The sequence below is a fragment of the [Clostridium] citroniae WAL-17108 genome (assembly GCF_000233455.1).
GTDB classification, from domain to species: Bacteria; Bacillota; Clostridia; order Lachnospirales; family Lachnospiraceae; genus Enterocloster; species Enterocloster citroniae.
The window spans coordinates 88184-111539 of the sequence record NZ_JH376432.1; the positions used below are offsets into that span (position 1 = coordinate 88184).

Below are 23356 nucleotides of genomic sequence, written 5' to 3' on the forward strand. Positions count from 1 at the left end.
GTATCCTCCCTTTATTTGTTTTTAATTACACTCATTGCTTCTATAAGATCCATCATATAAACCCTGCGTTTCCCCTCGTGGATGGAGTCAAAGGATACGCCTGTGCCGCTTGGATCCCACCTGCAGTGCAGGTCGCATCTTATATCCATAGAGGAAAGATGGGGGGAATAAAACCTGCCGACCACCATGCCCCTTTTGCTGTTTATATGGTACAAATACACAGGTCTGTATTGATCCCTGTCCTGATAACCATCTCCGATCAGCCACTGTCCATCCGGGGAATAACTGCAGTGAATGTCCTCATGGAATAACGCCCTGTCATAGACCGCATAATTCTGTGTCTCATCCTGCATTACATACAGTCCGTCCCCCTCTGCGCAGTCCCCGTAAAGCATCAGTTTCCCCTGTTTTCCCCAGTAGTAATGGGAAGCAAAGGTATAGGGACGGAGCTTGTAAATATTCCCGCCAAGATCGCTGGTCCCCAGTCCTGTCCGCCACATTCCGCCCGGCTCAGGGAAAAACCTTACCAAAAATAAAAAGCGGTCCGACTCCTGGTTAAAGGTAATGTGGTTGATAACGATCTTCCTGTCTATGTGATGTCCGTTCTCCCAGTTATAGATCCGGTCCAGCTGTGCATATGTAATAATCTGTTTTGCCTGCCCGCTCTCCATATCTACCAGGAATACCCCGTCTTCCTCAGGCGCATTTTGATCCTTCCAGGCATCCACTTCATTGCAGTATCCGTATCCGGCCCTGAAATCATATACGCGGTTCATATTAATGGACAAACCCCATTTCCCATCCGCAGATACATTGGCCAAGGGCCGTTGAAGCATGCGTTCCTTTTTGCTGTGGATATTCTTTACCACAGCCCGGTAGCCATGATCCGTATAAACATTATAGATAATCTCATCCGGATTCACCGGATTCCACTGAAGCATTGCGCCCTGCTGGAAATTCCAGGACCTGGTTAACGCCACTGGACTGAATACACCGGTATCCATGTCCAGGCTCCCCAGTTCACATTCGTCCTCTCCAGTGGGAAGACGGTCCATAAACGGGACCCGGTGACATAGATGAAGCTTCCCGTCAGGGTGGAATGCCCTGTTGTCATAGTAGCCAAAAAAATACTGCCCCCCATCATCCGGGGAAATCCTCCGGACTTTGATATGATTTGCATCTAATATACCATTCATTGTAAATTTCTCCTCTTTTTGGAGTTTTCAAATATTATACATTTCTCCCTTGACTTTCATATCTTTTTACCATAATATTAGTTTATACCATAAAACTCACCCTACATTTTATACATATTTTCTATGGATATCCATGTGTTTTTTATCTATATCACTACTATATAGTAATCTCCTTTGCATTTCAATTCACAATATACCCATAAAATTGTATATTCAGACCATTTAATTTTTACAATTACTAACCCAAATCAGGAGATTATGTAAACGGAGGTCTTATATGGATAATTTCAGCATTGTAACAGGAGCCATGATCCAGCTCTCAAGTCCTTTCCGGCTGATCCATGTGATCAAACGCTTGCCGGACTTTCAGCTCCGCCCCCACAGCCACAACTTTTTTCACATTATATTTGTCACATCCGGTACATTGGAAGTAGACATCAAGGGGAGTACCCACATTATACATGAGAACCATGCGGTCATACTCCCGCCCTATGTCCCGCATGCATTAAATTCCAAGAAGGGGTATTGCCAGATCGGCGTGGACATCTTTGACACGGAGGAAAATGATCTCTGCGCCCTTTTGAATCAGACCTTTCCCTCCGGTTTTTCCATTGTTAAGATGCATCTGCTCCCCACCCATTTTGAGGAGATGATCAAGTCCGTGCGTGACCTGACTAAATTAAACCTGCTGAAACTTCAGAACAATGCAGAAGCCCTGGTGCTGTCTTTTATTGAACAGGCATCTGATACAGCGGACAAAAGCTTCAGGGACCGGTTCCTGGATATGATCGCCCATGATGATGGACTGACCTTCACCCTGCCCCAGATGTGTTCTTATCTGAACATCAGTAAAACCCATCTGGAACGTTTGGTCCATGATGAGTTTGAGTGCAGCGCTGTTGAGTATTATAATAAGCTGAAGATCATGAAAGCCTGCTTTCTACTCCAAAATTCCGAAAGTTCCATCCGGGATATCAGCGAAAAGCTGGGTTTTTATGATGAAAGCCACTTTACCCGTTTTTTCAAAAAAAGCATGGGCATTACACCGTCTAATTACCGCAATACTTCCAGAACACCTTTGTAGGACTATTGTTAGACAGCATTTACCCCACCCGCGGCGTATCGCTTCAGAGACATTTTCCTTTCTGCCCAGTGCGATCTCTGCGGGGCATTTTTTCATAGGGCATTCCAGGGGGATTTTCAATGATAAAAAAATCCATACGGCACAGGATTCCCCATGCCGTATGGATCTATTTCCCACTCCCCATAAACATCCCAATATCATCAATGATCTCTTTCAGACAATCTTCCAACACCACGTTCTGGTACCATTTTTCAATTCCGCACCGTTCCAGGTTTTCCAGCTTAAAATCTTCCTCATCCGCCAGGAATCTGCGGCACATTTCCCTGTACCGCGGCACCTTCTGCTGTTCTTCCCGCTCCAGGGCCCGCCTCAGTCTCAGCCCGTCTTCCACGTGAATGTAGAGGGGGACCAGTGCCTCCGCCCCGTAAAACAGGCGCATTTTTTCGTAGGACTCCAGAGTACCCATGACCAGGTAGAAACCATGTTCCAGATCGATCTGCCCGTCATCCACTGTAAAATAGTTCCATGGCCCATACACCGTATCATAGGTCCTGCACTCGATCAGAGTACCATTTTCCCGGCACTGCTCCAACCGACCGTCATCCACAAAGAAATATTCCACGCCATCTGTTTCCCCGTCCCGGATGGGGCGGGTGGTATACATACGCACGGTCTTAAGCTCCGGCATCCTGGCATGAAGCTGCTTGTATATGGTATCTTTTCCCGATGCGCTTTTTCCCATTACATAAAATATCTTTCCCATTTCATTCTCCGTCTTTATATTCAGTACTTTTACTGTCCCATATCAGTCTGTTGTTTTCACTGCCTTCAAATACGTCAGTTCCTGGTCCTCAGGCCCCTGCACCGGCAGCTTTTTATCCATATATTCCAATATGATATCCAATGCCCGCCTGCTGATCCATTCCCCCGGCGCCACAATGGGGATACCCGGCGGATAGATATAAATAAATTCCCCGGAAATGCATCCGGCACTGTCCTTCAGCTTTACGTCATGCAGTTCCCCGTCCATGGCATCTGCTATGGTCATGGCCGTGTCGCTCCGCATACTGTATACACTGCTGATCGTAGTGTCCCAGGATACCGGTTTCAACCGGCTGTCAATCTCACACAGGGCGTCCCCCAGCCGGCTGAGCCCCTGGTCATTGTCCATGACCGTGCTGATGGCTGTCACATAATCCGCACCGCACATCTCCATCTCCAGCCTGTACACCCTTCTCAGTATATCATCCAGCATGGCGCCTGTAAAACAGGGAAGGGAGTCGCTGCCCGGCCCGGCTCCTGACACGATGCCTGGTCCTCTCCCTTGGCCGCTCCCCGGTCCGTTATCCCCCCTGTTTATTCCGCTGTTTATTCCGCTCTTTTCCCAGCCGGTCGCATCCGCCAGCGAAGTCCCTCTGGTAGATAGTACGATCTTGGAACAGTCCAGGTCAAATATACCGCTGGTTCCCTTCAGGTCCAGACCCGCAAGGCGCAGGCATTTAAGGCCCGAAAGCCTCTGCCTCAGCGTTCCAAGCCTCTGGCTGTATGGTTCCAGGTCCATGTGCTCCATCTGATAGATACTGTTCTCAATACTGGCCATCAGCACATAGGAGGGACTGGTGGTCTGCACCATGTGAATATAGCGGTCGATCTTTTGTGCATTGGCATAGCAGCCTCCCTCCGGCCGGTTGTTCTTAATATGAAGCAGTGCGGTCTGGGTCAGGCTGGGCATGGTTTTGTGCACACTCTGGATCACCACATCCGCTCCCAGATCCAGGGCGGAACACGGGAACATTTCCCCATACCTGAAATGTGCGCCGTGGGCCTCGTCCACAATAAGCGGAAGCCCTGCCTGGTGGACCACCTGGGCAATTCCTCTGATATCCGACACCACGCCGTCATAGGTGGGTGAAACGATGAGAACCGCCTTGGTATCCATGTACCGCCTTAGCATCTGATCCACATCCTGGGGCGTAATCCCTCCCTGTATCCCCAATCCGGGAACCTCCTGTGGATAAACGTAGGACGCTTTCAGCTGGTTTAAAAAGATTCCATGATACACGGCCTTATGGCAGTTCCTGCTCACCAGGATCCGGCCGCCTCTTGGAACCGTTCCGCATATGGCCGACAGAATACCGCTGCTGCTGCCGTTTACAAGGTAATACGTCCTGTCCGCACCGTATACACCGGCCGCCCATTCCATGGATCGTTTCAGTATTCCTTCCGGATGGTGGAGATTATCAAATCCGTCAATCTCCGTTATATCCACTGTAAAGGGATCCGGGAATCCCATGCTTCCGGTCCGCTTATGGCCGGGCATGTGGAATGGGTACATATTGGTTTTCCCATACCTTACCAGGCGGTTGACCAGCAGGTCTTCCCTTTGCATTTCCCTTTGCGTTATCTTTTTCATTTCCATGCTTTTAACCTGCTTCTGGGTGCCAGACGGATCAGGCTGTCCGACATCTCTTTATGATTCCTGATGACCAGTGTCTTTTCAGGATAACATTCCTGTATCTCCCTGTACCTATTCTTATATTTCCGGCTTCTTCCATTCCTCAGGATCCACATGAGGAATGGAAGATCCATCTTTTCCTCACATCCGTCCGCAATGGAATCCCTCACCCTGCCCCGGTACATTACATAGCGGCGCATGGCCTGCCACAGACAGATCCTTCTGGGAAAATCCATGAACACGATCAGATTCGCCTCCTTCAGTCTCCGCTCCTGGCACAGACCGGAATAATTTCCGTCAATGATCCATCCGTTCTCCCCGTTCTCATCCAAAAAACCGGAGATGGTCCGCCTGGCATCCTCAGGATCGCGCTCCCTCCATCCGGGTTCAAAATTGATCCTGTCCAGATGCAGGACCGGGCACTGGTAGATCCGGCCCAGTTTCTTGGCCAGTGTGGACTTGCCGGAACCGCTGTATCCTATAACTGCAACCTTCATTCCCATACCTCCCTGTGTGACATGATCCGATCAAGCGTTTATTACCATATCATAGTATACATGAAAACCCATTGGATTCAAAGAGTTTTAATCAATAAACAGCGCCGTCCACTGACGTTACCCTTAATAAACAAGGGAACGCAGGTAAACGGCATAATAAATATGGGCGTCACTGCTCACAAGTACGGGGACCCTGTATTTCTTGCACAATGACAGCATGGCCAAAAATTCCGATGACGGTATTTCCAGCAAATCAGACCACAAGATCATGGAATATCTTCTCCGCAACAAAGAACAGCTGTCTTACGTCACCATAGAAGACCTGACAGAGGCGCTTCACATCAGCCCCTCAGCCACTGGACCATAGAGAATCAGAAGCGCCCATGGCCCTCCTGGATATCCTCATTTTAACCCTGATGCACCAGCAGACCGGAAGCGTTGACAGCAGCCGGTATCTGGAAAGCCTTCGGGCCAGGTATGCATCCCTTATAAAGCGTTAACGGTTCTGAAGGTTGAAAAAGGGAAAACCGTTTCTCTCCGGTTTTCCCCCTCGATCATTACTCCTGCACCTGCACCCACAGCTTTCTTGCCTTCAGCGCAGAGAAATTACAGGTTCTAAGCCCCATGGCTCCATTGTCAACATAATCATATATGCAGGCGTACCTGCGCAGGAGTTCATCCCTTTTTTCCAGGTCCTTAAGACCGGCCACCGCAGGCGCGGCATCCGATGACAGCGCGGCAAAGTATCCCAGACCTTCCTCCCCCTGGCACGCACCGTGCTCCACATTGTATCGTGCAATGACATAGTCTGGTTTTATCCATGCAAATCCCAGATAAAATACGCTTATGGCCACCAGGCAGAAACGGAACAGCGGGAATGCGCGGTTAAATATCAGCAGCACCACACCTGCCATCAGAACCACCAGCATGGCCAGAAACCACAGTACCAGCACCCGCAGAAACGTGAGATGGTACTGCTGTACATAAAGCATCATCCTGTATACTGCCGATGCGATCATCACGTAGGTACAAAGGCTGACCACCAGAAGTATGGCTTTTAGCAGGACATGTTCCCTGCAATATTTAATGCACATCAAAACCATGACCAGGTTTAGGACCGCCACAAACAAAAGCTGGAAAAATCCCTGTCTTGCATAGTCCGAATAGGTCATCCCCCAGGGCAGGCTCCCCCGCCCCATGAACAGATATACGATCTGAATGCCGCAGAATACCAGATAAACGGCTGCGATCATGGACATGAAGCTGATGGCAGCCACAGGGGAACAGCACTGCCTGTCAGCCGTATCATCGCTTATTTCCCCGGCCCACGCGCTGCATACCAGGCAGTACAGGGTAAGTGTCCATGCAACGGCCTGAAGCGTCACAGGAAACAGGGTGAACGGGTTTAAAAATTCCTCTATGACCGTATCCAGCATATTCTGGAATACCATATCCGCACTGGCAAGCAGAAGGCTGAGGATGATCATGGCAGGGACCGCCGCACACACGCCTGCCAGGAGCCTTAACACAGTCCTGTATTTCCTGCTTTTAATGGATCTGATAAAATGGATCAGATGGGTAAAGGGACAATATATCATACTCAGCGCCTGGGCCAGATAGATAAGGATGGATGTAACATATTTTCCCACATTCCATTTCCCGTCCTCATGGAACTGGTGGAGGATAAAGATACAGAACAGCAGCACCATGGCAAGACGGTTCATATGATACCCCACCACTACATTGGTGGTAAAACAGGTGGACAGCCCGATCAAGAAGGTTACTGCCCCCAGGAACAGGGATCCTTTTTTGATCTTCACCTTTATCCTTTTTAGCACAAGGAATATGACACCGTAGGAAACCGCGGCAAACACAGGAACGGCAATCCCCAGCGGGTTGTGATACAAGCAAAAGCTGGCCATGATTCCATAAGCAATACTGAGAATGCCCAAAAATCCAAAATCATTTCCCAGTTCCCTAAGCCTCACTTCCCGCCTGGACAGCGCACGCCGGTCCGCCATAGATACCTGCCCGCCTGCATATCCGCCCTCCCGCCCCTCTGCCGCATCTGCCTGCCCCTGCACCGGGGGCGTCTTTTGTATCAGAATCTCATCATACATCAGGGTCATCTCCTTTCTCAGGTTCATATATGAGTATATCCCCGGGCTGGCAGTCCAGCGCCCTGCAGATTGCCTCCAGGGTAGAAAAGCGGACCGCCTTTGCCTTGTTATTCTTAAGGATGGACAGGTTTGCCATGGTGATATCCACCTCTGCAGCCAATTCCTTAAGACCTTTTTTTCGTTTGGCCATCATAACGTCCAGATTAATCACAATTCCCATGATATCCCTACCTTCCTATATAGTCAGATCATTTTCCTCTTTTAACCGAACCGCCTGCTCAAATACCTGGCACAGCACAAAACAGAACAGTCCTGCAATGGAAAATACAATGATCACAACAGCCGTGGCCGGGGTGGTTGCCAAAGGAAGCCTGACCAGGGACAGGGCCGCCAGGAAAAAGCTTAACTTTCCTATACGCTTCAGGGAATCGGCATTTTCCATCACAAAAGCGCGGTCCGCCAGCACTGTGTCAAACATCTTCCTCAGCTCTAGCACGATCAGAAGACAGAGGATTCCGGAGCCAATATACAGGATACACTGGGGTATATAGTGGATCCGGAAGGACTCCATATACTTCCCCACATAACGAAAAATCACGGGAATCCCCAGGGTAACCCCAAAACCGCCATAAAACATTACGTCCAACAACCATTTGGTAAACCGAACAAGACGAGTATTCATACCACATCCACCTTCCTAATATCATTATCTACAGTATTCACTATAGCACCTAAATTATTAATTATCAATATTATTTTATCGTTTATCAATAAATTAATATTGATTGTAGATAAATATTAAGAATTATGTAAAAAACCGCTGTATGTTGTTCCAACAACATACATACGCGGCCTTCCATGGTATACTTATGTCAGAAAAACAAACGATTATCTTACCATCAGTGGTTAAGGGTACCATCATTAAATAAAAAACAGGAGGATCTATTATGATAAGAAGAATTATTAAGATAAATGAAGAACTCTGCAACGGATGCGGCGCATGTGCGGCCGCATGTCATGAAGGCGCCATCGGTATGGTTGACGGCAAGGCCAGACTTTTAAAGGATGATTACTGCGATGGCCTGGGAGATTGCCTGCCCACCTGCCCCACCGGCGCCATTACATTTGAGGAAAGGGAAGCCGCTGCCTATGATGAGGCTGCTGTAAAGGCGCGCATGGCACAAAAAAAGCAATCCGCTGTAAACAGGGACCGCAGTGACGCTCCTCTTCCTTGCGGATGCCCGGGCACCCAGTCAAAGTCCATTTCCAGACCTGCCGGGAAACCGGCGCAGGAGGCATCCCCCTCACAGGCCCACGATCCTGACTCCATGGAAAGCAGGCTGTCCCAGTGGCCGGTGCAGATCAAGCTGGTCCCAGTCCAGGCCCCCTATTTTAAGGATGCCCGCCTTTTAGTTGCTGCCGACTGTACTGCCTTTGCCTATGGTAATTTTCACAATGACTTCATAGCCGGCCGCATCACCCTGATCGGATGTCCCAAGCTGGATATGGTAGACTACGCGGAAAAGCTGACCCAGATCATCCGTCTCAACGATATAAAGGATGTAACCATTGTCCGCATGGAAGTGCCTTGCTGCGGCGGGCTGGAGAACGCGGTCAGGAACGCCCTTCAGGCCAGCGGCAAGTTCATTCCATGGCAGGTGGTCACGGTCAGGACGGACGGTACTTTAAAGGAGTTGTAAAGAATAGTTTTATGTATAATGCCGGTCATAAAACCGGCATATTTTTTTGTGGTATGGGCTGTGTGCCCTGTGCTCCGGACATATAAAAACATTTCCCGGGAATTGAAATAATAATTGACATGTCAACTATACTGCTTTATACTTATATTAGAATTGTGATAACTATACTTGTCAATATGTCATTCGTAATTGTAGCGCCTTTGAAGACTTTGGCAGCTTATCAAACCTAAAATCCAAAAGCTTAAAGGAGCGTTTATTATGTGGACAAAAAAGGATCGAGTTTTAGCAGTATTAAATGGTGAGCTGGCAGACCGCCCGCCTGTTTCGGCATGGCGTCATTTTGTTGATAAAGAGCACAGCGGGTCTGCACTTTTTGTTGAAGCCATGCTGGACTGGCATCATACGTATGACTGGGATTATGTCAAGCTGCAGCCAAGGGCGTCTTACTATGAGGAAGCCTGGGGCGGCGTATTTGATTTTGATAACTATGAAGGGGTTCTTCCCAAATGTGTAAAAGGACCCATCGGCTGCGCAGAGGATCTGGAAAAGATTACTGTACTGCCCGGAGATCACGGCCCCTTTGCAGAGCAGATCGAAACAGTGAAAGCAATACAGGAGGGTGTGACTGACGGCGCTCCTATTTTCCAGACCATGATGTGCCCCACCAGTATCCTGCAGAAACTGTGTGCGGTAAACCCGATCGGACGTTACCGTGCTGCCAGCCGTGATGATCTTATGGTTACACTGATGCACGAGCAGCCGGATCTGGTACACCGTACCTTAAAGAATATCACCGATACCATGGCGGCTTACTCTCAGAAGATGATCGACAACGGGCTGTTCGGCGTATTTTACGGCGCAACCGGCCTTTCCCGTTCCACCTACCTGACAAAGGAGGAGTGGGAAGAATTTGTAAAACCCTACGACCTGATGTTGATGGAGGTACTGAAACCCTGCAAGATCATGGTGCATGCCTGCGGACTGGAAGTCAATCCGGAGTATTTTGCCCATTATCCCATTGATATCCTGCATTGGCCGGAGAGCGCAACAGGCAATCCTTCCCTGGACAGCGCGCCTTTATGGCTGGATAAATCCATAACGCCTATGGGCGGCTGTGACGAGAGGCTGTTCGGACAGCATAAGGCGGAGGAGATTGGCGCCGCAACCAGACACACCTTAAAACGCATGAAGGAAATACCGTTTATTTTAGCTCCGGACTGCTCTCTGGCCCTGAATACCTATGATGATGAGCTGAGGGCATTTATTGCAGCCGCACACGAATAAGACTGATCTGGCATATCTTCCGGCTATCCTGCTTTTACGTACTGTGCCTTGACGTCTTCGGTGCCTGAATAACAGGACAGTGATGAGAGAGGGGATAGTTGATGATAACCGAAGATAATATTTCTTACATACCAAAATATGTTCAGATACAAAATTATATCCTGCAAAAGATTAAAGACGGCATCTTTCTGCCCGGTGACAGGATTCCATCGGAAGCGGAGTTCTCCAAGCAGTTTGATGTCAGCCGGATCACGGTCAACACTGCCATCAAGGAGCTTGCAAGCGCAGGGGTGGTGGAGCGGATCCAGGGAAAGGGAACCTTTATCCTTTCGCCTGATAAAAGCGGCGACAAACAGCCCTTTGCATTTGCCAGCGAAATCAAGATCGAACCCTTTGAGCAGTCGGCCCACCGGCCTCATAAGCTGCTTGAGCACGGCATTATACAGGCCGGTCCGGTGCTGTGTGCCAAACTCAACCTGGATCAGGGAGCTTATGTGTATAAGATCGTACGCTGCGTGTGTCAGGACGGCCTGCCCATCGAGCTGGATTATAACTATATTCCTCTTTCCGTATGCAGCAACCACACCTTTGACAGCGAGGCGCTTGAACGGATATTCCTGCACGAATATGTGCGCAAATATTTCAACAAAAAGCCTACCCGTTTAAAGATCTTTATCAACACACAGATCACCAGGGATATGGACATCTCCCCTCTTAAATTGGAAAAAAATGCGGAACTGTTTACATGGGATAATTTTGTATACAAAGATACCGAGGTCCTGGCTATCACCACTACCGTTTGTGCATCACAGTTAAATAAGCCATTTATTACATTAGAATTTTAAAGCTTAAGGCAGGGCCGTAATGGCGCCTGCCTTTTTTGTATCCAGCCCTGTTTTCCTTCTATTTTCACTCCTGTTTGATACACTCCCCCTCCTGTATTTCCTGACAATTCATCAAACTGCCCAAATTAAAGCCTGCCAATTGTGCAACATTACAAAAATAAAACTTTTTGTTTACTTTCATTAGGATAATGTGTATAATGAATCCAGGTTGATAAGTTGCTAATACATATATTTGTTATGTCTACTTTACATATCCAGAAAAAGATAACAAATCGTTCATAAAAGGAGGTTAACGGCTGAGTTTTTAATAACAGCGGTGAGACCGGATCCAGAAGATTCCGGATCGCGTCAGGTATCTGCTTCAGATGCATTTTAAAGGGGGATTTTATTATGTTCAGTCAAGCAATACTTCTCAAATCGATCGGCGGCAAAATTTTAGGTGTCCTGGATAATACGAAAAAAGGATTTTTCCTTGGCATCAGTATCATAGCCGGCGGACTTTCCGTGTTCTTAAATGAGGGAATACTTTAACTGCGTTTTTCCACTCTGTATCTCTTTAGCCTTGTAGCAACAATTCTTTATGTAGTATACTATTTATAAGAACAAAGGAAATACATATAACAATGTCATATTGCCGGAGTTTGGAATAAGCAATTATAGCTGTATAAACGAAAGGAGAATAAGTATTATGGGAGAAATCAAAAACGTAGCAACATTAACCGATGATGTTCAGGCAAACATCAACAGGTCGGCCATCGAATTCAGGGCATCCTGGATGGCTTTGATCTATGACGAGCTGAAGAAGGATGGAATTGATCCTGAGCCTGCGATCAGAAGGGCGATCTGGAAATGCGGAAAGATCCACGGTGAGAATTACAAAGCAGCCTGCGCAAATCCTGATGACTGCAGGGATTTTGCAAACGTATTTTTAAATGAGCTGGGAAGAAAGACCTTTGAAAAGGAAATCATCGAAATGAAGGAATCAGAGGTTCTTGTAGATTTCCATTACTGCCCGCTGTTAACTGCCTGGAAAAAGTTAGGCTTTGATGACGAGACATGTGCATTATTCTGTGACATTGCCATGGACGGGGACCGCGGTATTGCGGAAGGCATGGGATTACAGCTGGATCTGACCGAGACCCTGGCTGAGGGATGTCCGATCTGCAAGCTTCGCTTCTATAAATAATCGTACATCTGTTAAAACAAATTGTAACTGTTCAGGACATCCAATGTGAAAATGGGTGCAAAAAGGATATCGCCTCTTATACACGAGGGATATCCTTTTTTTCTATAAAGATGCGGGAATATTTACTCAGATAAAGCCTCAAAGATCAATTTCCCTACCACGGATCCTCCGTCCAGGATACCGATGGATTTCTCCCCGTAGTAAGCAGCCCTTCCGTGCACGGATTTCATTTCCCTGGTTGCCTCCGATCCCTCTGCCGCTGCCTTTGCCGCTGCCCGGAAGGATTCTTCAAAGCTGCAGTCCCTGTGCTCCAAAAGGCTCTGGGCCGCCGGATAAATGGAATCCAAAATAGTCTTTTCCCCCGGCTTAGAACCGGCCTTGGCCATAATCTTTTCCACTCCGGCCATCACCGCCTCGGCAAACCCGGCCGGGTCTGTCTCGGTCTTGCCTTTTAAGGACTTTGCCATTCCCATAAAGGCAAAGGAGATAATGGTCCCCAGACTGGAGGGCGCCGCCTCATTAAACACACCGCCTGTCTGCATCAGGAGCTTGCCCAGGTCTGTCTCCTGGGTTTCCTCCACAAACCGGGCTGCCGCCGCAAACCCCTCGCTCATGGAAACTCCCAGGTCCCCATCTCCGTTCTGCTGGTCCAGCTTGATCAGGTAATCTTTGTTCTCAGTCATAATGCCGCTTTATTTTTTTTATGCCTTTTTTTACAGATGATGCATCCATGATTCCAGTCTCCTTATTAGCGATTATTTGTTCAGGTTTGTGTAAAACGGTGTCTTTGCAGGTGCTGTCAAAAGCTCCTTTAACTGTTCATCCAGTTTAAAGATGGTCACGGAAAGACCTGCCATCTCCATAGAAGTGGCATATTCACCTATATGGGGCATGATGATCTTCACTCCTTTTTCCGTTAACAGTTCATGGACACAGCGGTACACGATCAGCTGCTCCTCCATGGGGGTTGCTCCCAGGCCGTTCACCAGCACGGATACCTCATCCCCCTGTGTCAGAGGCATATCCTGGGTGATCCTGTCCACCAGGGTTTTGGCCACCTCATCCGCGGTCATCATCTTTCTCACTTCAATGCCTTTTTCCCCGTGGATCCCCATTCCGATCTCAATCTCATCATCCCCGATCTTAAAGGTGGGCTCGCCTACCTGTGGCACAATACAGGGTGACAGGGCCACTCCCATGGTCCGGATATTGTCCAGGGCCTTTTCAGCCACGGCAGCCACCTCATCCAGGGACATCATCCGCTCCGCAGCAGCGCCCGCAACCTTGAACCCATAGACCATTCCGGCCACACCGCGGCGTTTTTCCTTTGTCTCCTTCGGGCTGCTGGCAACATCATCCTTTACACGCACGGTCCTGGTCTCAACATCATCCATTTCCACCATCTCACATGCCATGTCAAAATTCATGTTGTCCCCGCCGTAGTTTCCGTACAGGCAGAGTACGCCGCTGCCGTGATCACACGCTTTGATCATATCCGCCATCTTTTTTGCAGAAGGGGAGGCAAACACATTGCCCACCGCGCAGCCATCCAGCATTCCCTGGCCCACATACCCCAGAAATACGGGAAGATGGCCGCTGCCGCCTGCTGTGACGATCCCCACCTTGCCCTGTTCAACCGGGTAATTGGTGAGAAGGATCCTCTCATCACCGTCCAGCAGCCTTACCTTATCCCCATATGCATAGATAATGCCTTCCATGGTCTCTTTTACAAAATCTTCCGGTCTGTTGATTAATTTCTTCATGCTGATTCTCCTTGTTTTTTAAGATATGAGTATTCCGGATTCAATACAATGCTGCGTCCTCCTGAAACCTCCAGGCTGGTTCCCGTTATGTAGGACGCCTGTTCGCTGCACAGGAACACCACAGGCCCTGCGATCTCCTCAGGTTTGGCCACCCTCCTGAGAAGGGTGTCATTGGCATTTCGCTGCAAGTATTCCTCACTGATGTTTGCGGCCACCGCAGGCGTGGCTGTAAAACCGGGCAGTACGGAGTTTACCCTGACCCCATAAGCAGCATATTCGCCGGCAAAGGATACGGCCAGCTTGGCCACCGCTGATTTCAGGGGTCCGTACAGGGTGCTGGCGCCCACGGTGGCGCATCTGGCCGCCAGGGAACTGATATTCACAATACTTCCCCCGCTGTCCTTCATATAGCGGAATGCCGCCTGGGTCCCGTATATGGTACTGAAAAAACAGACCTTAGTTATCTGCTCAATCTCCTTTTCCCCATACTCTTCCCCCTTTTTTGGAAAACTGGCTCCCACATTGTTGACCCAGAAGTCCAGGGACCCAAACCGTTTAAAGGCCTGTTCTGCAGCTCTGTATACATCTTCCTCCACAGTCATATCGGCCGCCGCCGCACCCACAGGTCCGTATGGGCTGAGACGTTTGGCCGCGTCCTCCACCTCATCCGCTTTCCTGGCGCAGATCCATACATTGGCCCCTTCCTCCAGAAAGGTCTTAGCCACCGCATAGCCGATGCCCTTGCTGCCCCCGGTGACCACGGCAGTCCTTCCCCTTAAACCTAAATCCATATATAACCCCCGCTTTCATCTTTCCCTTTGTCGCTAGGCGCCCAGGTATGCCGCCTTCACCTTTGGATCCACAAGGAGTTCCTTGCCCTTGCCCTCCATGATGATCTTGCCCGTCTCCAGAACATATCCCCTGTCCGCAATGGAAAGGGCCATGGAAGCATTCTGCTCAATGAGAAGAATGGTTTTTCCCATATCCCTGATCTTCATGATCAGTTCAAATATATCCTCCACAATGATCGGCGCAAGACCCAGGGACGGCTCATCCAGCATCACGATATCCGGATCCATCATAAGCCCCCTGGATATGGCCAGCATCTGCTGCTCTCCGCCTGAAAGGCTTCCTCCCGCCTGGCCGATCCTCTCCTTGAGACGAGGGAACAGGGCATACTGCTCCTCCACCAGTTCCCCTATCCTTGCCTTGGAAAGCTTGGGATTTCCAAGGGAACCCGCTATAAGGTTTTCGTACACGGTCAGGGCCGGGAAGATCTTCCTTCCCTCAGGCACATGGCACATGCCCATTTTAACCACCTTGTCTGGAGCCATCCTTGTAATGTCCTGGCCCTTAAAGGAAATACTTCCTCCTGCCTTTGGAACCAGTCCGGAGATCGCGCCCAGGGTGGTTGTCTTGCCCGCGCCGTTGGAACCGATCAGGGTAATGATCTCCCCTTTCTCCACATGGAAGCTGATGTTTGTCAGCGCTGTGATATATCCGTAATTCACCGAAAGATTCTCAACCTTAAGCATGAACCTTCACCGCCTCTCCTGCTATGATACCCTTTCCAAAATACGCTTCCTGTACCTGGTGGTTGGCCTTTACCTCGTCCGGCGTACCCTCACAGATCTTCTGACCAAAATTCAGCACCAGAATGCGGTTGCAGGAGTTCATAACAAATTTCATATCATGCTCGATCACGGCAATGGTATAACCGCCCTCGTTAAGCATTTTAATAAATTCCATCAGTTCCTGGGTCTCCAGGGGGTTCATACCCGCTGCCGGCTCATCCAGCAAAAGGATATACGGCTCCAGGGCCAGTGCCCTTGCGATCTCCACCTTCCTCTGCATGCCGTATGCCAGATTCCCTGCCATGGTATCCCTGTACTCAAACAGGCCGATGGCTTTTAATATCTCCTCGCTTTTGCTGACCGCATATTCCTCATCCTGTTTATACGTCCTGGTGTGGATAATGGCATCCAGCATATTGCTCTTTGTCCTGATGTGGCACCCGATCTTAACATTGTCAAGAACGCTCATGAACTTAAACAGCTGCAGGTTCTGGAACGTTCTGGCCATGCGCTTCCTGGCCACCTTTTCAGATGAAAACCCGGTCACATCCTCCCCCATCAGATATACCTTTCCTTTGGTGGGCGTATACATACCGGTGCACATGTTAAAGAATGTGGTCTTTCCCGCGCCGTTAGGCCCGATGATACCGAAAATGTCCCCTGCCATGACCTTCATATCCACGTTCTCAACCGCCTTCAGGCCGCCGAAATACTTGCACAGGCCCCTGGACTCAAGAATCGGTACATTTTTATCAATGGAATTAAAATCAATCATGCCTTTTTCACCTCCGGAGCCTTTTTGCCTTTTTTACCATTGTCCTTTTTCTGAATCTCACCTCCTGCAAGGATGGAATCAGATGCGCCCATCAGCCCCTGAGGGCGTACCCACATCATCAGGATAATGATAAATGCATAGATCACATATCTCCAGTTTTCCAGGAAGCGCAGGGCTTCTGTGAGTATGGTGACAATGGCCGATCCCAGAATGGGTCCCAAAAGGGTTCCCTGTCCGCCGATCACCACCATGGCCAGCACGTTAAATCCTGTATCCGTGGTAAACTGTGAGGACTCAATATAGTTTACAAAAGGAGCATAGGCCGCTCCGATGATCCCGGCCCAGAACGCGCCGTACATAAAGTTCATGCACTTGCACACGCTTGTCTCAACTCCCAGTGATTTAGCAGCCACCTGGTCCTCGCGGATCGCCATCCAGGCGCGGCCCACCCTGGATTTTAATACCCTTCCTGTGACAAACAGGAATACCACCCCAATGATAAGGAAAATAAAATAGTAGTATTTGGGCTTGAACATTTCCAGTCCAAAGAAATTGGGATAGGGGATCTGTTTGATCCCAAGGGCACCGCCGGTCACAGGCGTCCAGGTCTGGGCAATGATCCTGATGATCTCAGAAGCGCCCAAGGTTACGATGGACAGGTAGATTCCGGACAGCTTCAGGGTGGGAAGGCTTACGATCAGTCCCACAAGGGCTGCGAGTATTCCTGCAATGGGAAGCACGATCCAGAAATCAATTCCCAGATTCTTGGAAAGGGACGCGCAGGTATAAGCGCCAATGGCAAAAAATCCCGCCTGTCCCAGACAGGTCTGGCCGCTGTAGCCATTGATCACGTTCAGGGATCCGGCCAGGGTGGCGTACATCATAATGGTACAGATATACCGTAAGATCAATGCCTGTTTTACCACAAAGGGAAGAATGATGGATATGACAAGAAGGGCCAGCAATACAGGCAGCTTATGTTTTTCATAAAAATCCCTTGCCTTGTTCATCATACTCTCACCCCTTTCTTACTGACAAATCCCTGAGGTCTGATCAGCAGCACCAGGATCAGGAACCCAAAGGCGAACACATCCCTGAAGGTAGCGGCCGACACAGCGATCCCCAGGTTCTCGATCACGCCGATGCACAGACCGCCCAGGGCGGAGAACCGGATATCCACCAGGCCCCCCAGCACGCTGGCTGCAAACGCCTTCATGCTGTAGATACCGCCCATGGTGGCGGATACGGAATAATAATAGATACAGAGCAGGATACCTGCAATCCCGCCGAAACCGGAACCAATACAGTTGCCGATCATGGCCATGCGCTTTACATTGATGCCCACCAGGTATGCGGCATCCTTGTTCTGGCTTACAGCCCTTAAGGCAATTCCCCACTTAGTCCTGTTAAAAAACAGGGTCAGGGCAGACGCCAGGACCACCACAAGGACAATGACCACGATCTGAAGCAGTTTTATATCCAGCCGGACGCTGCCTAACATAAAGGTGAATGTTTTATTTTCAACAATATCAAGAACAGGTTTTGTCTCAGGCCCAAAGACGATCTGAGCCAGGTTTTTGATCAGCATACTGATACCAATGGTACACAGCAGTGAAATGTGCCTGGGCGCATTAAAGAATTTTTCATAGCAGAGCTTGTAGACAACAATTCCTATTAAAAATGATCCGGTAAATGCCGCCAGGATCGCCAGCGGAAGATTGTTGCCAAACAGTAAAAAAATATAATAGGAGGAGAAGGCTCCAATCATCATGATCTCGCCATATGTAAATGTAACCATCCCTACCACACCGACTATAACAGAATAGCCGATTGCCATCAGTGCGTATATTGCGCCCTGGCACAAGCCGTTAACCAGCTGATTTAATATATATTCCATATCCATACCTCCTCGTCACACGCAGAAGCCCGCTTTTTAGAAAAGGGCGGCAGACAGGAGCATCTATATGGTATCTTGTTCCTGTGCGCCGCCCCAGAGCGTGTCTGCAATTGCCCTTAGCCGTTCTTAAAGGCCTTCTGCGCCGTATTCAAATCCTTCCAGCACCACCCACTTGGCATCCTTAACGCCGCAGATCATGTACTGGCGCTCAATATCGCCGTCCGGTGTAAAGTTCAGTGCCCCTGTCACGCCTTCGTTCTCGCTCTCAGCCAGCGCCTGCTGGATCGCGTCACGGGTAATCTCCCCATCCCCGATCCTCTCCACTGCATTGGCGATCAGATATACACAGTCATATGCACATGCAGGGTGGATGGTTGGCTTAAATCCGGCTTCCTCCTCAAAGGATTTGGCCCAGTTGGACAGGGTCTCATTGTTCTCATCAAAGAAGAAAGGAGAAGTCACGATCAGGTTATCCGGAGTGGTCAGCTGGTTAATCAGCTGCTCAGAGGTGCCAGGCCCTAAGGAAACATGCTGGATATCCCAGCCCGCGGCATCCGCCTGGTTAAAGATGGCTGCAACGGCGTCTCCCTGGTCCATCACTACCAGACAGTCCGGATCAATGGATCTCATCTTTGTAATAAGGGAGCTGAAGTCCTTTTCGCCGGTGGCGTACTTTTCTGCGGTCACATCCAGTCCTTCCTTTTCCGCCTGCTCCATGAAGTTATCATAGCAGGAAAGGCCCCAGTCACTGTCCACACGGATCACTGCGATCTTCTGCGCGCCCAGATACTTTTTAAGTATGTATTTTGCAAGGTAAGGAGCTTCCACATCCTGGCGCCCCATGATACTGAAGCAGTATTTGCTCATATTTGCATAGTCGGGAGCGGATGCGGTGGGGCTCAGCTGGACGATTCCGTACCGGTCCACGATCTCCGCATTGGCCTTACAGGCACCTGAGGTGAAATCCCCCAAAATAGCCATAACGCTTTCATCCTCTGCAAAGTTGGTTGCCATATTGGAAGATACCACAGCATCTCCCTGGGTGTCCTTGATTTCAATCTCAAACTTATGGCCGTTTACCCCGCCCTTTGCATTGATCTCGTCTATGGCTTTCTGAAATCCGATCTGGAATCCCTTTCCGTACTCGGCATAGTTGCCTGTAAGGGGTGCCAGGCCGCCCAGCTTAATGGTTGATTTCTCTCCAGCCTCTGTCTTGGCTCCTGTTGTGCTTGAACACCCTGCCAGCAGACCTGCTGCCAGTGCTGCAGAAAGGGCCAGCGCTGCCATTGATTTAAACCTCTTCATAAAAAAACTCCTCCTTTTTCCTTTTGATTTATTTGTGGAAGCAAAGCTTACATGTAGGACATCCCTTTGCCAGTGTGTCTGTTAATTCCAGATCCAGTCCCATTGCCTCTGCAATGCCCCGGTCCCCATCCATGGCAATATCGCAAAGAACAGCGCATGTCTCATCATCAAATCCCAGCTTCTTCCAAGCATTTAACAGCGCGCAGTAATGGAAATCCACAGGAACCTCAGTTTCAGTCACTTGATGCACCTCCTGCTCAAAGGTTTTTCTTCCCAAATCGTTTAAGAACACCTTTGCAAAATCCCTGCAGTCCTCCGGATCAGAACAGGCCGCCTTAAAATTCTCACCGTGGATGTTTCCGCATTTGCGGATCGCTTTTCTGAATATAGGCTCAGGATCGATCCCCGCTTTTCTGAACTCATCATAGATAAGGCCCATCCACGTTGCCCTGTGCTCAATGGCCGCCCTGTTGATATTTGCCTGCTCGTCCTTTGTCAGTGTTGCTACATTCTTGATCTCTCCCATGATTTCTTTTATCTCCTTTCATTTATACAGTTTTTTTTCATATGTCATACTGTATCTCACAAAACTAATCATATCAGTTTTCATCTAAATGTCAAGCATTTTTAGTTAATATTTACATGGAACCTCATATAATAAAGTCAAAACTATCAATATTACCTACTTATATCATGTTTTTCTCTATATTTCAGCAAAATCTGATATGACTATTTACTTTTCAGTCCAGGGGGGTTATAATATATTTTCCTGCCTTTTTATATATTTTATCAAAGTCTTGATTTTCATCCGGATATAACCTATACTGAGTTCATACACATAATTCATGACCTAAGATCAAGAAAGGATGCATCTGATATGATTAGTTCAGAGCTGAACCTGAAAGAGCAGATACATGATAATTTATTTTCAGATATAGTAAATGGAGTATACCAGCCCGGAGCCATTCTCCACGAGAAATCCCTGATGGAGAAGTACGGCGTCAGCCGCGCCCCCATCCGGGAAGCCCTGATCCAGCTGTGCAGTGAGGATGTGCTGCGCAACTATCCTAAGCGCGGTTATGAAGTGACTGAGATAAGTGAGGGAGATATACAGAATATCATACGGTACCGTATTTCTCTGGAATGCGGCTTTATGCAGCAGTATGGCGGATACATTGATGACGGACTCATTGAAAAGCTGGAACATCACAATCTGTACCACCAGCAGCGCCAGGGAGAAGGGCTTACAGCACTGGAACACTGGCTGGACAACATTGGATTCCACCTGCTGTTATTTTCCAACTACCAGAACGACTATGCATACAAAAAGCTTCAGGAATCCATGACCACCCAGACCCGCTTCTATGCCCAAAAGCGTTCCCGCCAGTGGCATTCCCCCATTTTTTATGATGCGGACGGGCTTCATGTGGCGATTGTGGATTACCTGAAGCAGAAAAACTACAGTATGGCCTCCAATATTTTGAAGGCTGATATTGAGGACCGGACTACCATGTAAAAACGGACGTGGGGTTCAGGCAAAAAAACAGAAAGAGGAGATCAAAATTCCTCTTTCTGTTTTTATATCAGGTATTTACTGGACATTGGTATAAATATCCGTAAAGTGCTCGATCCAGTTTGCCTAACGGCTTGCCGTCCAAGTTCTCACAGAACTTTTCTACTAAGCTCCATGCATCTTCCGTATCCCCGCCTCCCATTGCGTAAAGCATGTTCACCAGGTGCTCCCATCCGGAATATACCCGGTAATCTAAGAAAAAAGATTCCTTTGTCAAATACAGATCATAGCCTTCCTTAAAGTCATTAAGCCTGTAATATTAGCCTGTTCAGACGCTTCCTTGACACGGCGATTAATAAAGAGTTCCAGTTCTATACAAAAAATATCGTATTCCCGGAAACAGGACTTGCATCTGAACTCATATTTTACACCTGCTTCCCGGGTATTGTCCGGACTGCTTATCCTTCTAATATCCAAACTATAATATGGAATCTTATTCAGTTCTTCCTGGGTATAATCAATTGATAATCCCTTGGCCAGGGCAATACCACGCTCTTTCCCAAATATCATGTTCAGGCACCCCTTCCATACATTTCAGATCCAGCCCGTGATCATCTTTATCCTCTTGCAGTGATAGCAGCTTATTCTTATATTTATAGATAAACTCCCTCTTCTCTTCTTTATGACAGGAAATATGCATATGGATTATCTTGCGCATTATATTCCCCCTTCACCGCTTTTTCTCACCCAAAGTAAGAACCTTCGTATGTAGTATCATAAATAAAAACCATAAATTATGCAAGTATTAGGTTAGTATCTATATGGAAATACACAAAAATGGCGCCGGGCATCAACCCGGCACCACCTTTGTGTACTCGTAGACAGACGCATTCGATGCATCTCCTTCTTAATAATTAATCTGATAACAGTGTTAAGACAGCTGACCCAGGATCGATGATCCAATGGTACCCTCCGGCATCTTTACCCCAAAGTTCTCTGCAATAGTAGCTCCCACTGCCGCAAATGTATCGGTCTCCTTAAGCGCTCCGCTTCCCTCAAACTGTTTGGAATAAATCAAAAGTGGAACCTGCTCCCTGGTGTGGTCGGTGCCTGAATAGGTGGGATCATTTCCGTGATCGGCTGTGATCATCAAAAGATCGTCCTCCCGTAAGTCCGCCAATGCCTCTCCCAGCTTCACATCGAACATTTCCACTTCCTTTGCATAACCCTGGGGATTCCTGCGATGTCCCCACAGAGCGTCAAAATCCACCAGGTTCACAAAACAAAGTCCCTCAAAATCCTCATCCTTGATAATATCAATGGTCTGCTCCATGCCATGGACCGAACTCTTGGACTTATATGCCTTTGTAATGCCCTCTCCGTCAAAGATATCGCGGATCTTGCCAACAGAGATAACCTCAAATCCATGTTCCTTCAGCGCGTCAAGAGCCGTCTTGCCCGTGGGCTTAAGGGCATAATCGTGGCGGTTGCTGGTACGCTTGAATTCACCTTTTTTCTTTCCCACATAAGGTCTTGCAATGACGCGTCCCACACGCCATTCGTCCTTCATGGTCAGCTCCCTTGCAATCTCACAGCAGCGGTACAGCTCATCCAGTCCAAATGTCTCCTCGTTGCCACAGATCTGAAGTACGGAATCAGCGGAGGTATACACGATCATATGGCCGGTTGCAATCTCTTCCTCTGCCAGTTCATCCAAAATTGTGGTTCCACTGGAGCTCTTGTTTCCAATCACCTTATGACCGGTGCGCTTTTCCAGCTCCTCAATCAGCTCCTTTGGAAATCCAGTCTCCGTAAATGTCACAAAAGGTTTCACGGTCTTGATCCCCATCAGCTCCCAGTGTCCGGTCATGGTGTCCTTGCCGCAGCTGTTCTCATTCATTACCGTGTAGTATCCCATGGGCTTTTCCACGGGCGCAACTCCCTTAAGGGGATGCATATTAGCCATTCCCAATTTCTGCAGGTTGGGGATTTCCCAATGGTCCACACTCTCGGCAATATGACCCATGGTATCAGTGCCCTCATCCCCATAAGCCTTTGCATCCCTGCCGTTTCCGGCGCCAAATGAATCAACTACGATCACAAATATACGTTTGAATTTTCCCATTCTTTCCATTCTCCTATCCATCAATACAACTTGTTAC

General features: G+C 48.5%; 26 protein-coding genes and 1 pseudogene. 8 read left to right on the forward strand and 19 right to left on the reverse strand.

Annotation, left to right across the window (positions count from 1 at the left end):
• Nucleotides 1-11: 11 nt before the first annotated feature.
• Nucleotides 12-1196: a TolB-like translocation protein gene (locus tag HMPREF9469_RS28220; RefSeq protein ID WP_007870585.1), complete on the reverse strand. Its 1185-nt coding sequence runs from the start codon at nucleotides 1194-1196 to the stop codon at nucleotides 12-14.
• Between the two features lie 277 nt (nucleotides 1197-1473).
• Here HMPREF9469_RS28220 and HMPREF9469_RS28225 point away from each other — a divergent pair, with 277 nt between their 5' ends.
• Nucleotides 1474-2280, forward strand: coding sequence for a helix-turn-helix domain-containing protein (locus HMPREF9469_RS28225; RefSeq protein ID WP_007870589.1), 807 nt, complete (start codon nucleotides 1474-1476; stop codon nucleotides 2278-2280).
• A 166-nt stretch (nucleotides 2281-2446) separates the two neighbouring features.
• On the opposite strand, the gene HMPREF9469_RS28230 is transcribed toward HMPREF9469_RS28225, so the two are convergent.
• Genes HMPREF9469_RS28230 through HMPREF9469_RS28240 form a run of 3 tightly spaced genes read right to left on the reverse strand, consistent with a single transcriptional unit; the run spans nucleotide 2447 to nucleotide 5232 of the window.
• On the reverse strand, nucleotides 2447-3043 hold the full coding sequence (locus tag HMPREF9469_RS28230; RefSeq protein ID WP_007870592.1) for a guanylate kinase: 597 nt from the start codon (nucleotides 3041-3043) through the stop codon (nucleotides 2447-2449).
• 42 nt (nucleotides 3044-3085) lie between these two features.
• A complete protein-coding gene (locus HMPREF9469_RS28235; protein ID WP_040417639.1) occupies nucleotides 3086-4669 on the reverse strand; it encodes an aminotransferase class I/II-fold pyridoxal phosphate-dependent enzyme in 1584 nt (527 codons plus the stop codon).
• Between the two features lie 20 nt (nucleotides 4670-4689).
• Nucleotides 4690-5232, reverse strand: a complete 543-nt coding sequence (locus HMPREF9469_RS28240; RefSeq protein WP_007870597.1) for a P-loop NTPase family protein — start codon at nucleotides 5230-5232, stop codon at nucleotides 4690-4692.
• A gap of 202 nt (nucleotides 5233-5434) precedes the next feature.
• Between HMPREF9469_RS28240 and HMPREF9469_RS31675 the strand changes: the two genes are divergently transcribed.
• Nucleotides 5435-5599, forward strand: a complete 165-nt coding sequence (locus HMPREF9469_RS31675) for a hypothetical protein (protein WP_082197814.1) — start codon at nucleotides 5435-5437, stop codon at nucleotides 5597-5599.
• A 190-nt stretch (nucleotides 5600-5789) separates the two neighbouring features.
• Here HMPREF9469_RS31675 and HMPREF9469_RS28245 read toward each other — a convergent pair whose 3' ends face one another.
• The 3 genes from HMPREF9469_RS28245 to HMPREF9469_RS28255 are packed head-to-tail and all read right to left on the reverse strand — an operon-like array spanning nucleotide 5790 to nucleotide 8034.
• Nucleotides 5790-7379 (reverse strand): DUF4153 domain-containing protein, encoded by a 1590-nt coding sequence (locus tag HMPREF9469_RS28245; protein ID WP_227884770.1) that lies wholly within the window; start codon nucleotides 7377-7379, stop codon nucleotides 5790-5792.
• Nucleotides 7345-7572 (reverse strand): helix-turn-helix domain-containing protein, encoded by a 228-nt coding sequence (locus HMPREF9469_RS28250; protein ID WP_007870602.1) that lies wholly within the window; start codon nucleotides 7570-7572, stop codon nucleotides 7345-7347. The genes HMPREF9469_RS28245 and HMPREF9469_RS28250 overlap by 35 nt, the downstream gene beginning before the upstream one ends.
• A 15-nt stretch (nucleotides 7573-7587) precedes the next feature.
• A complete protein-coding gene (locus tag HMPREF9469_RS28255; RefSeq protein WP_007870603.1) occupies nucleotides 7588-8034 on the reverse strand; it encodes a DUF2975 domain-containing protein in 447 nt (148 codons plus the stop codon).
• 265 nt (nucleotides 8035-8299) lie between these two features.
• Here HMPREF9469_RS28255 and HMPREF9469_RS28260 point away from each other — a divergent pair, with 265 nt between their 5' ends.
• The 5 genes from HMPREF9469_RS28260 (at nucleotide 8300) to HMPREF9469_RS28275 (ending at nucleotide 12367) form a co-directional block, all read left to right on the forward strand.
• Nucleotides 8300-9052: an ATP-binding protein gene (locus tag HMPREF9469_RS28260; RefSeq protein ID WP_007870605.1), complete on the forward strand. Its 753-nt coding sequence runs from the start codon at nucleotides 8300-8302 to the stop codon at nucleotides 9050-9052.
• Between the two features lie 258 nt (nucleotides 9053-9310).
• The gene (locus tag HMPREF9469_RS28265) at nucleotides 9311-10336 is read left to right on the forward strand and encodes a uroporphyrinogen decarboxylase family protein (protein WP_007870607.1); all 1026 of its coding nucleotides are present in this window, start codon (nucleotides 9311-9313) and stop codon (nucleotides 10334-10336) included.
• Between the two features lie 101 nt (nucleotides 10337-10437).
• Nucleotides 10438-11181 carry a GntR family transcriptional regulator gene (locus HMPREF9469_RS28270; protein WP_007870609.1) on the forward strand — a complete coding sequence of 248 codons (744 nt, stop codon included), beginning with the start codon at nucleotides 10438-10440 and terminating at the stop codon, nucleotides 11179-11181.
• Nucleotides 11182-11571: 390 nt separating this feature from the next.
• Entirely contained in the window at nucleotides 11572-11712 is a 141-nt protein-coding gene (locus tag HMPREF9469_RS32215; protein ID WP_007870610.1) for a hypothetical protein, read from the forward strand.
• A 157-nt stretch (nucleotides 11713-11869) separates the two neighbouring features.
• Nucleotides 11870-12367 (forward strand): L-2-amino-thiazoline-4-carboxylic acid hydrolase, encoded by a 498-nt coding sequence (locus HMPREF9469_RS28275; protein ID WP_007870611.1) that lies wholly within the window; start codon nucleotides 11870-11872, stop codon nucleotides 12365-12367.
• Nucleotides 12368-12489: 122 nt separating this feature from the next.
• On the opposite strand, the gene HMPREF9469_RS28280 is transcribed toward HMPREF9469_RS28275, so the two are convergent.
• From HMPREF9469_RS28280 to HMPREF9469_RS28320, 9 genes are all read right to left on the reverse strand, one after another.
• Nucleotides 12490-13050, reverse strand: a complete 561-nt coding sequence (locus HMPREF9469_RS28280; protein ID WP_007870612.1) for a dihydroxyacetone kinase subunit L — start codon at nucleotides 13048-13050, stop codon at nucleotides 12490-12492.
• 72 nt (nucleotides 13051-13122) lie between these two features.
• The gene (locus HMPREF9469_RS28285; protein ID WP_007870613.1) at nucleotides 13123-14130 is read right to left on the reverse strand and encodes a dihydroxyacetone kinase subunit DhaK; all 1008 of its coding nucleotides are present in this window, start codon (nucleotides 14128-14130) and stop codon (nucleotides 13123-13125) included.
• Nucleotides 14127-14921: an SDR family NAD(P)-dependent oxidoreductase gene (locus HMPREF9469_RS28290; RefSeq protein ID WP_007870615.1), complete on the reverse strand. Its 795-nt coding sequence runs from the start codon at nucleotides 14919-14921 to the stop codon at nucleotides 14127-14129. The genes HMPREF9469_RS28285 and HMPREF9469_RS28290 overlap by 4 nt, the downstream gene beginning before the upstream one ends.
• Before the next feature lie 33 nt (nucleotides 14922-14954).
• Complete coding sequence (locus tag HMPREF9469_RS28295; RefSeq protein WP_007870620.1) at nucleotides 14955-15665, reverse strand: ABC transporter ATP-binding protein; 711 nt, start codon at nucleotides 15663-15665, stop codon at nucleotides 14955-14957.
• Nucleotides 15658-16479: an ABC transporter ATP-binding protein gene (locus HMPREF9469_RS28300; protein WP_007870622.1), complete on the reverse strand. Its 822-nt coding sequence runs from the start codon at nucleotides 16477-16479 to the stop codon at nucleotides 15658-15660. The genes HMPREF9469_RS28295 and HMPREF9469_RS28300 overlap by 8 nt, the downstream gene beginning before the upstream one ends.
• A complete protein-coding gene (locus HMPREF9469_RS28305; protein ID WP_085952490.1) occupies nucleotides 16476-17492 on the reverse strand; it encodes a branched-chain amino acid ABC transporter permease in 1017 nt (338 codons plus the stop codon). Before HMPREF9469_RS28305 ends, HMPREF9469_RS28300 begins: the two co-directional genes overlap by 4 nt.
• The gene (locus tag HMPREF9469_RS28310) at nucleotides 17489-18376 is read right to left on the reverse strand and encodes a branched-chain amino acid ABC transporter permease (RefSeq protein ID WP_007870632.1); all 888 of its coding nucleotides are present in this window, start codon (nucleotides 18374-18376) and stop codon (nucleotides 17489-17491) included. Before HMPREF9469_RS28310 ends, HMPREF9469_RS28305 begins: the two co-directional genes overlap by 4 nt.
• Before the next feature lie 126 nt (nucleotides 18377-18502).
• Nucleotides 18503-19681 carry an ABC transporter substrate-binding protein gene (locus HMPREF9469_RS28315; protein ID WP_007870635.1) on the reverse strand — a complete coding sequence of 393 codons (1179 nt, stop codon included), beginning with the start codon at nucleotides 19679-19681 and terminating at the stop codon, nucleotides 18503-18505.
• Between the two features lie 28 nt (nucleotides 19682-19709).
• Nucleotides 19710-20207, reverse strand: coding sequence for an L-2-amino-thiazoline-4-carboxylic acid hydrolase (locus tag HMPREF9469_RS28320; RefSeq protein ID WP_007870638.1), 498 nt, complete (start codon nucleotides 20205-20207; stop codon nucleotides 19710-19712).
• Between the two features lie 351 nt (nucleotides 20208-20558).
• Between HMPREF9469_RS28320 and HMPREF9469_RS28325 the strand changes: the two genes are divergently transcribed.
• Complete coding sequence (locus tag HMPREF9469_RS28325; RefSeq protein ID WP_007870640.1) at nucleotides 20559-21197, forward strand: GntR family transcriptional regulator; 639 nt, start codon at nucleotides 20559-20561, stop codon at nucleotides 21195-21197.
• A 121-nt stretch (nucleotides 21198-21318) separates the two neighbouring features.
• On the opposite strand, the pseudogene HMPREF9469_RS33950 reads toward HMPREF9469_RS28325, so the two are convergent.
• From HMPREF9469_RS33950 to HMPREF9469_RS28340, 3 genes and pseudogenes are all read right to left on the reverse strand, one after another.
• Nucleotides 21319-21432: pseudogene (locus HMPREF9469_RS33950) on the reverse strand (ABC transporter substrate-binding protein); the annotation flags it as partial.
• 279 nt (nucleotides 21433-21711) lie between these two features.
• Nucleotides 21712-21912 carry a hypothetical protein gene (locus HMPREF9469_RS32220; protein WP_007870643.1) on the reverse strand — a complete coding sequence of 67 codons (201 nt, stop codon included), beginning with the start codon at nucleotides 21910-21912 and terminating at the stop codon, nucleotides 21712-21714.
• A gap of 213 nt (nucleotides 21913-22125) precedes the next feature.
• A complete protein-coding gene (locus tag HMPREF9469_RS28340) occupies nucleotides 22126-23319 on the reverse strand; it encodes a phosphopentomutase (protein WP_007870644.1) in 1194 nt (397 codons plus the stop codon).
• Between the last annotated feature and the right edge of the window lie 37 nt (nucleotides 23320-23356).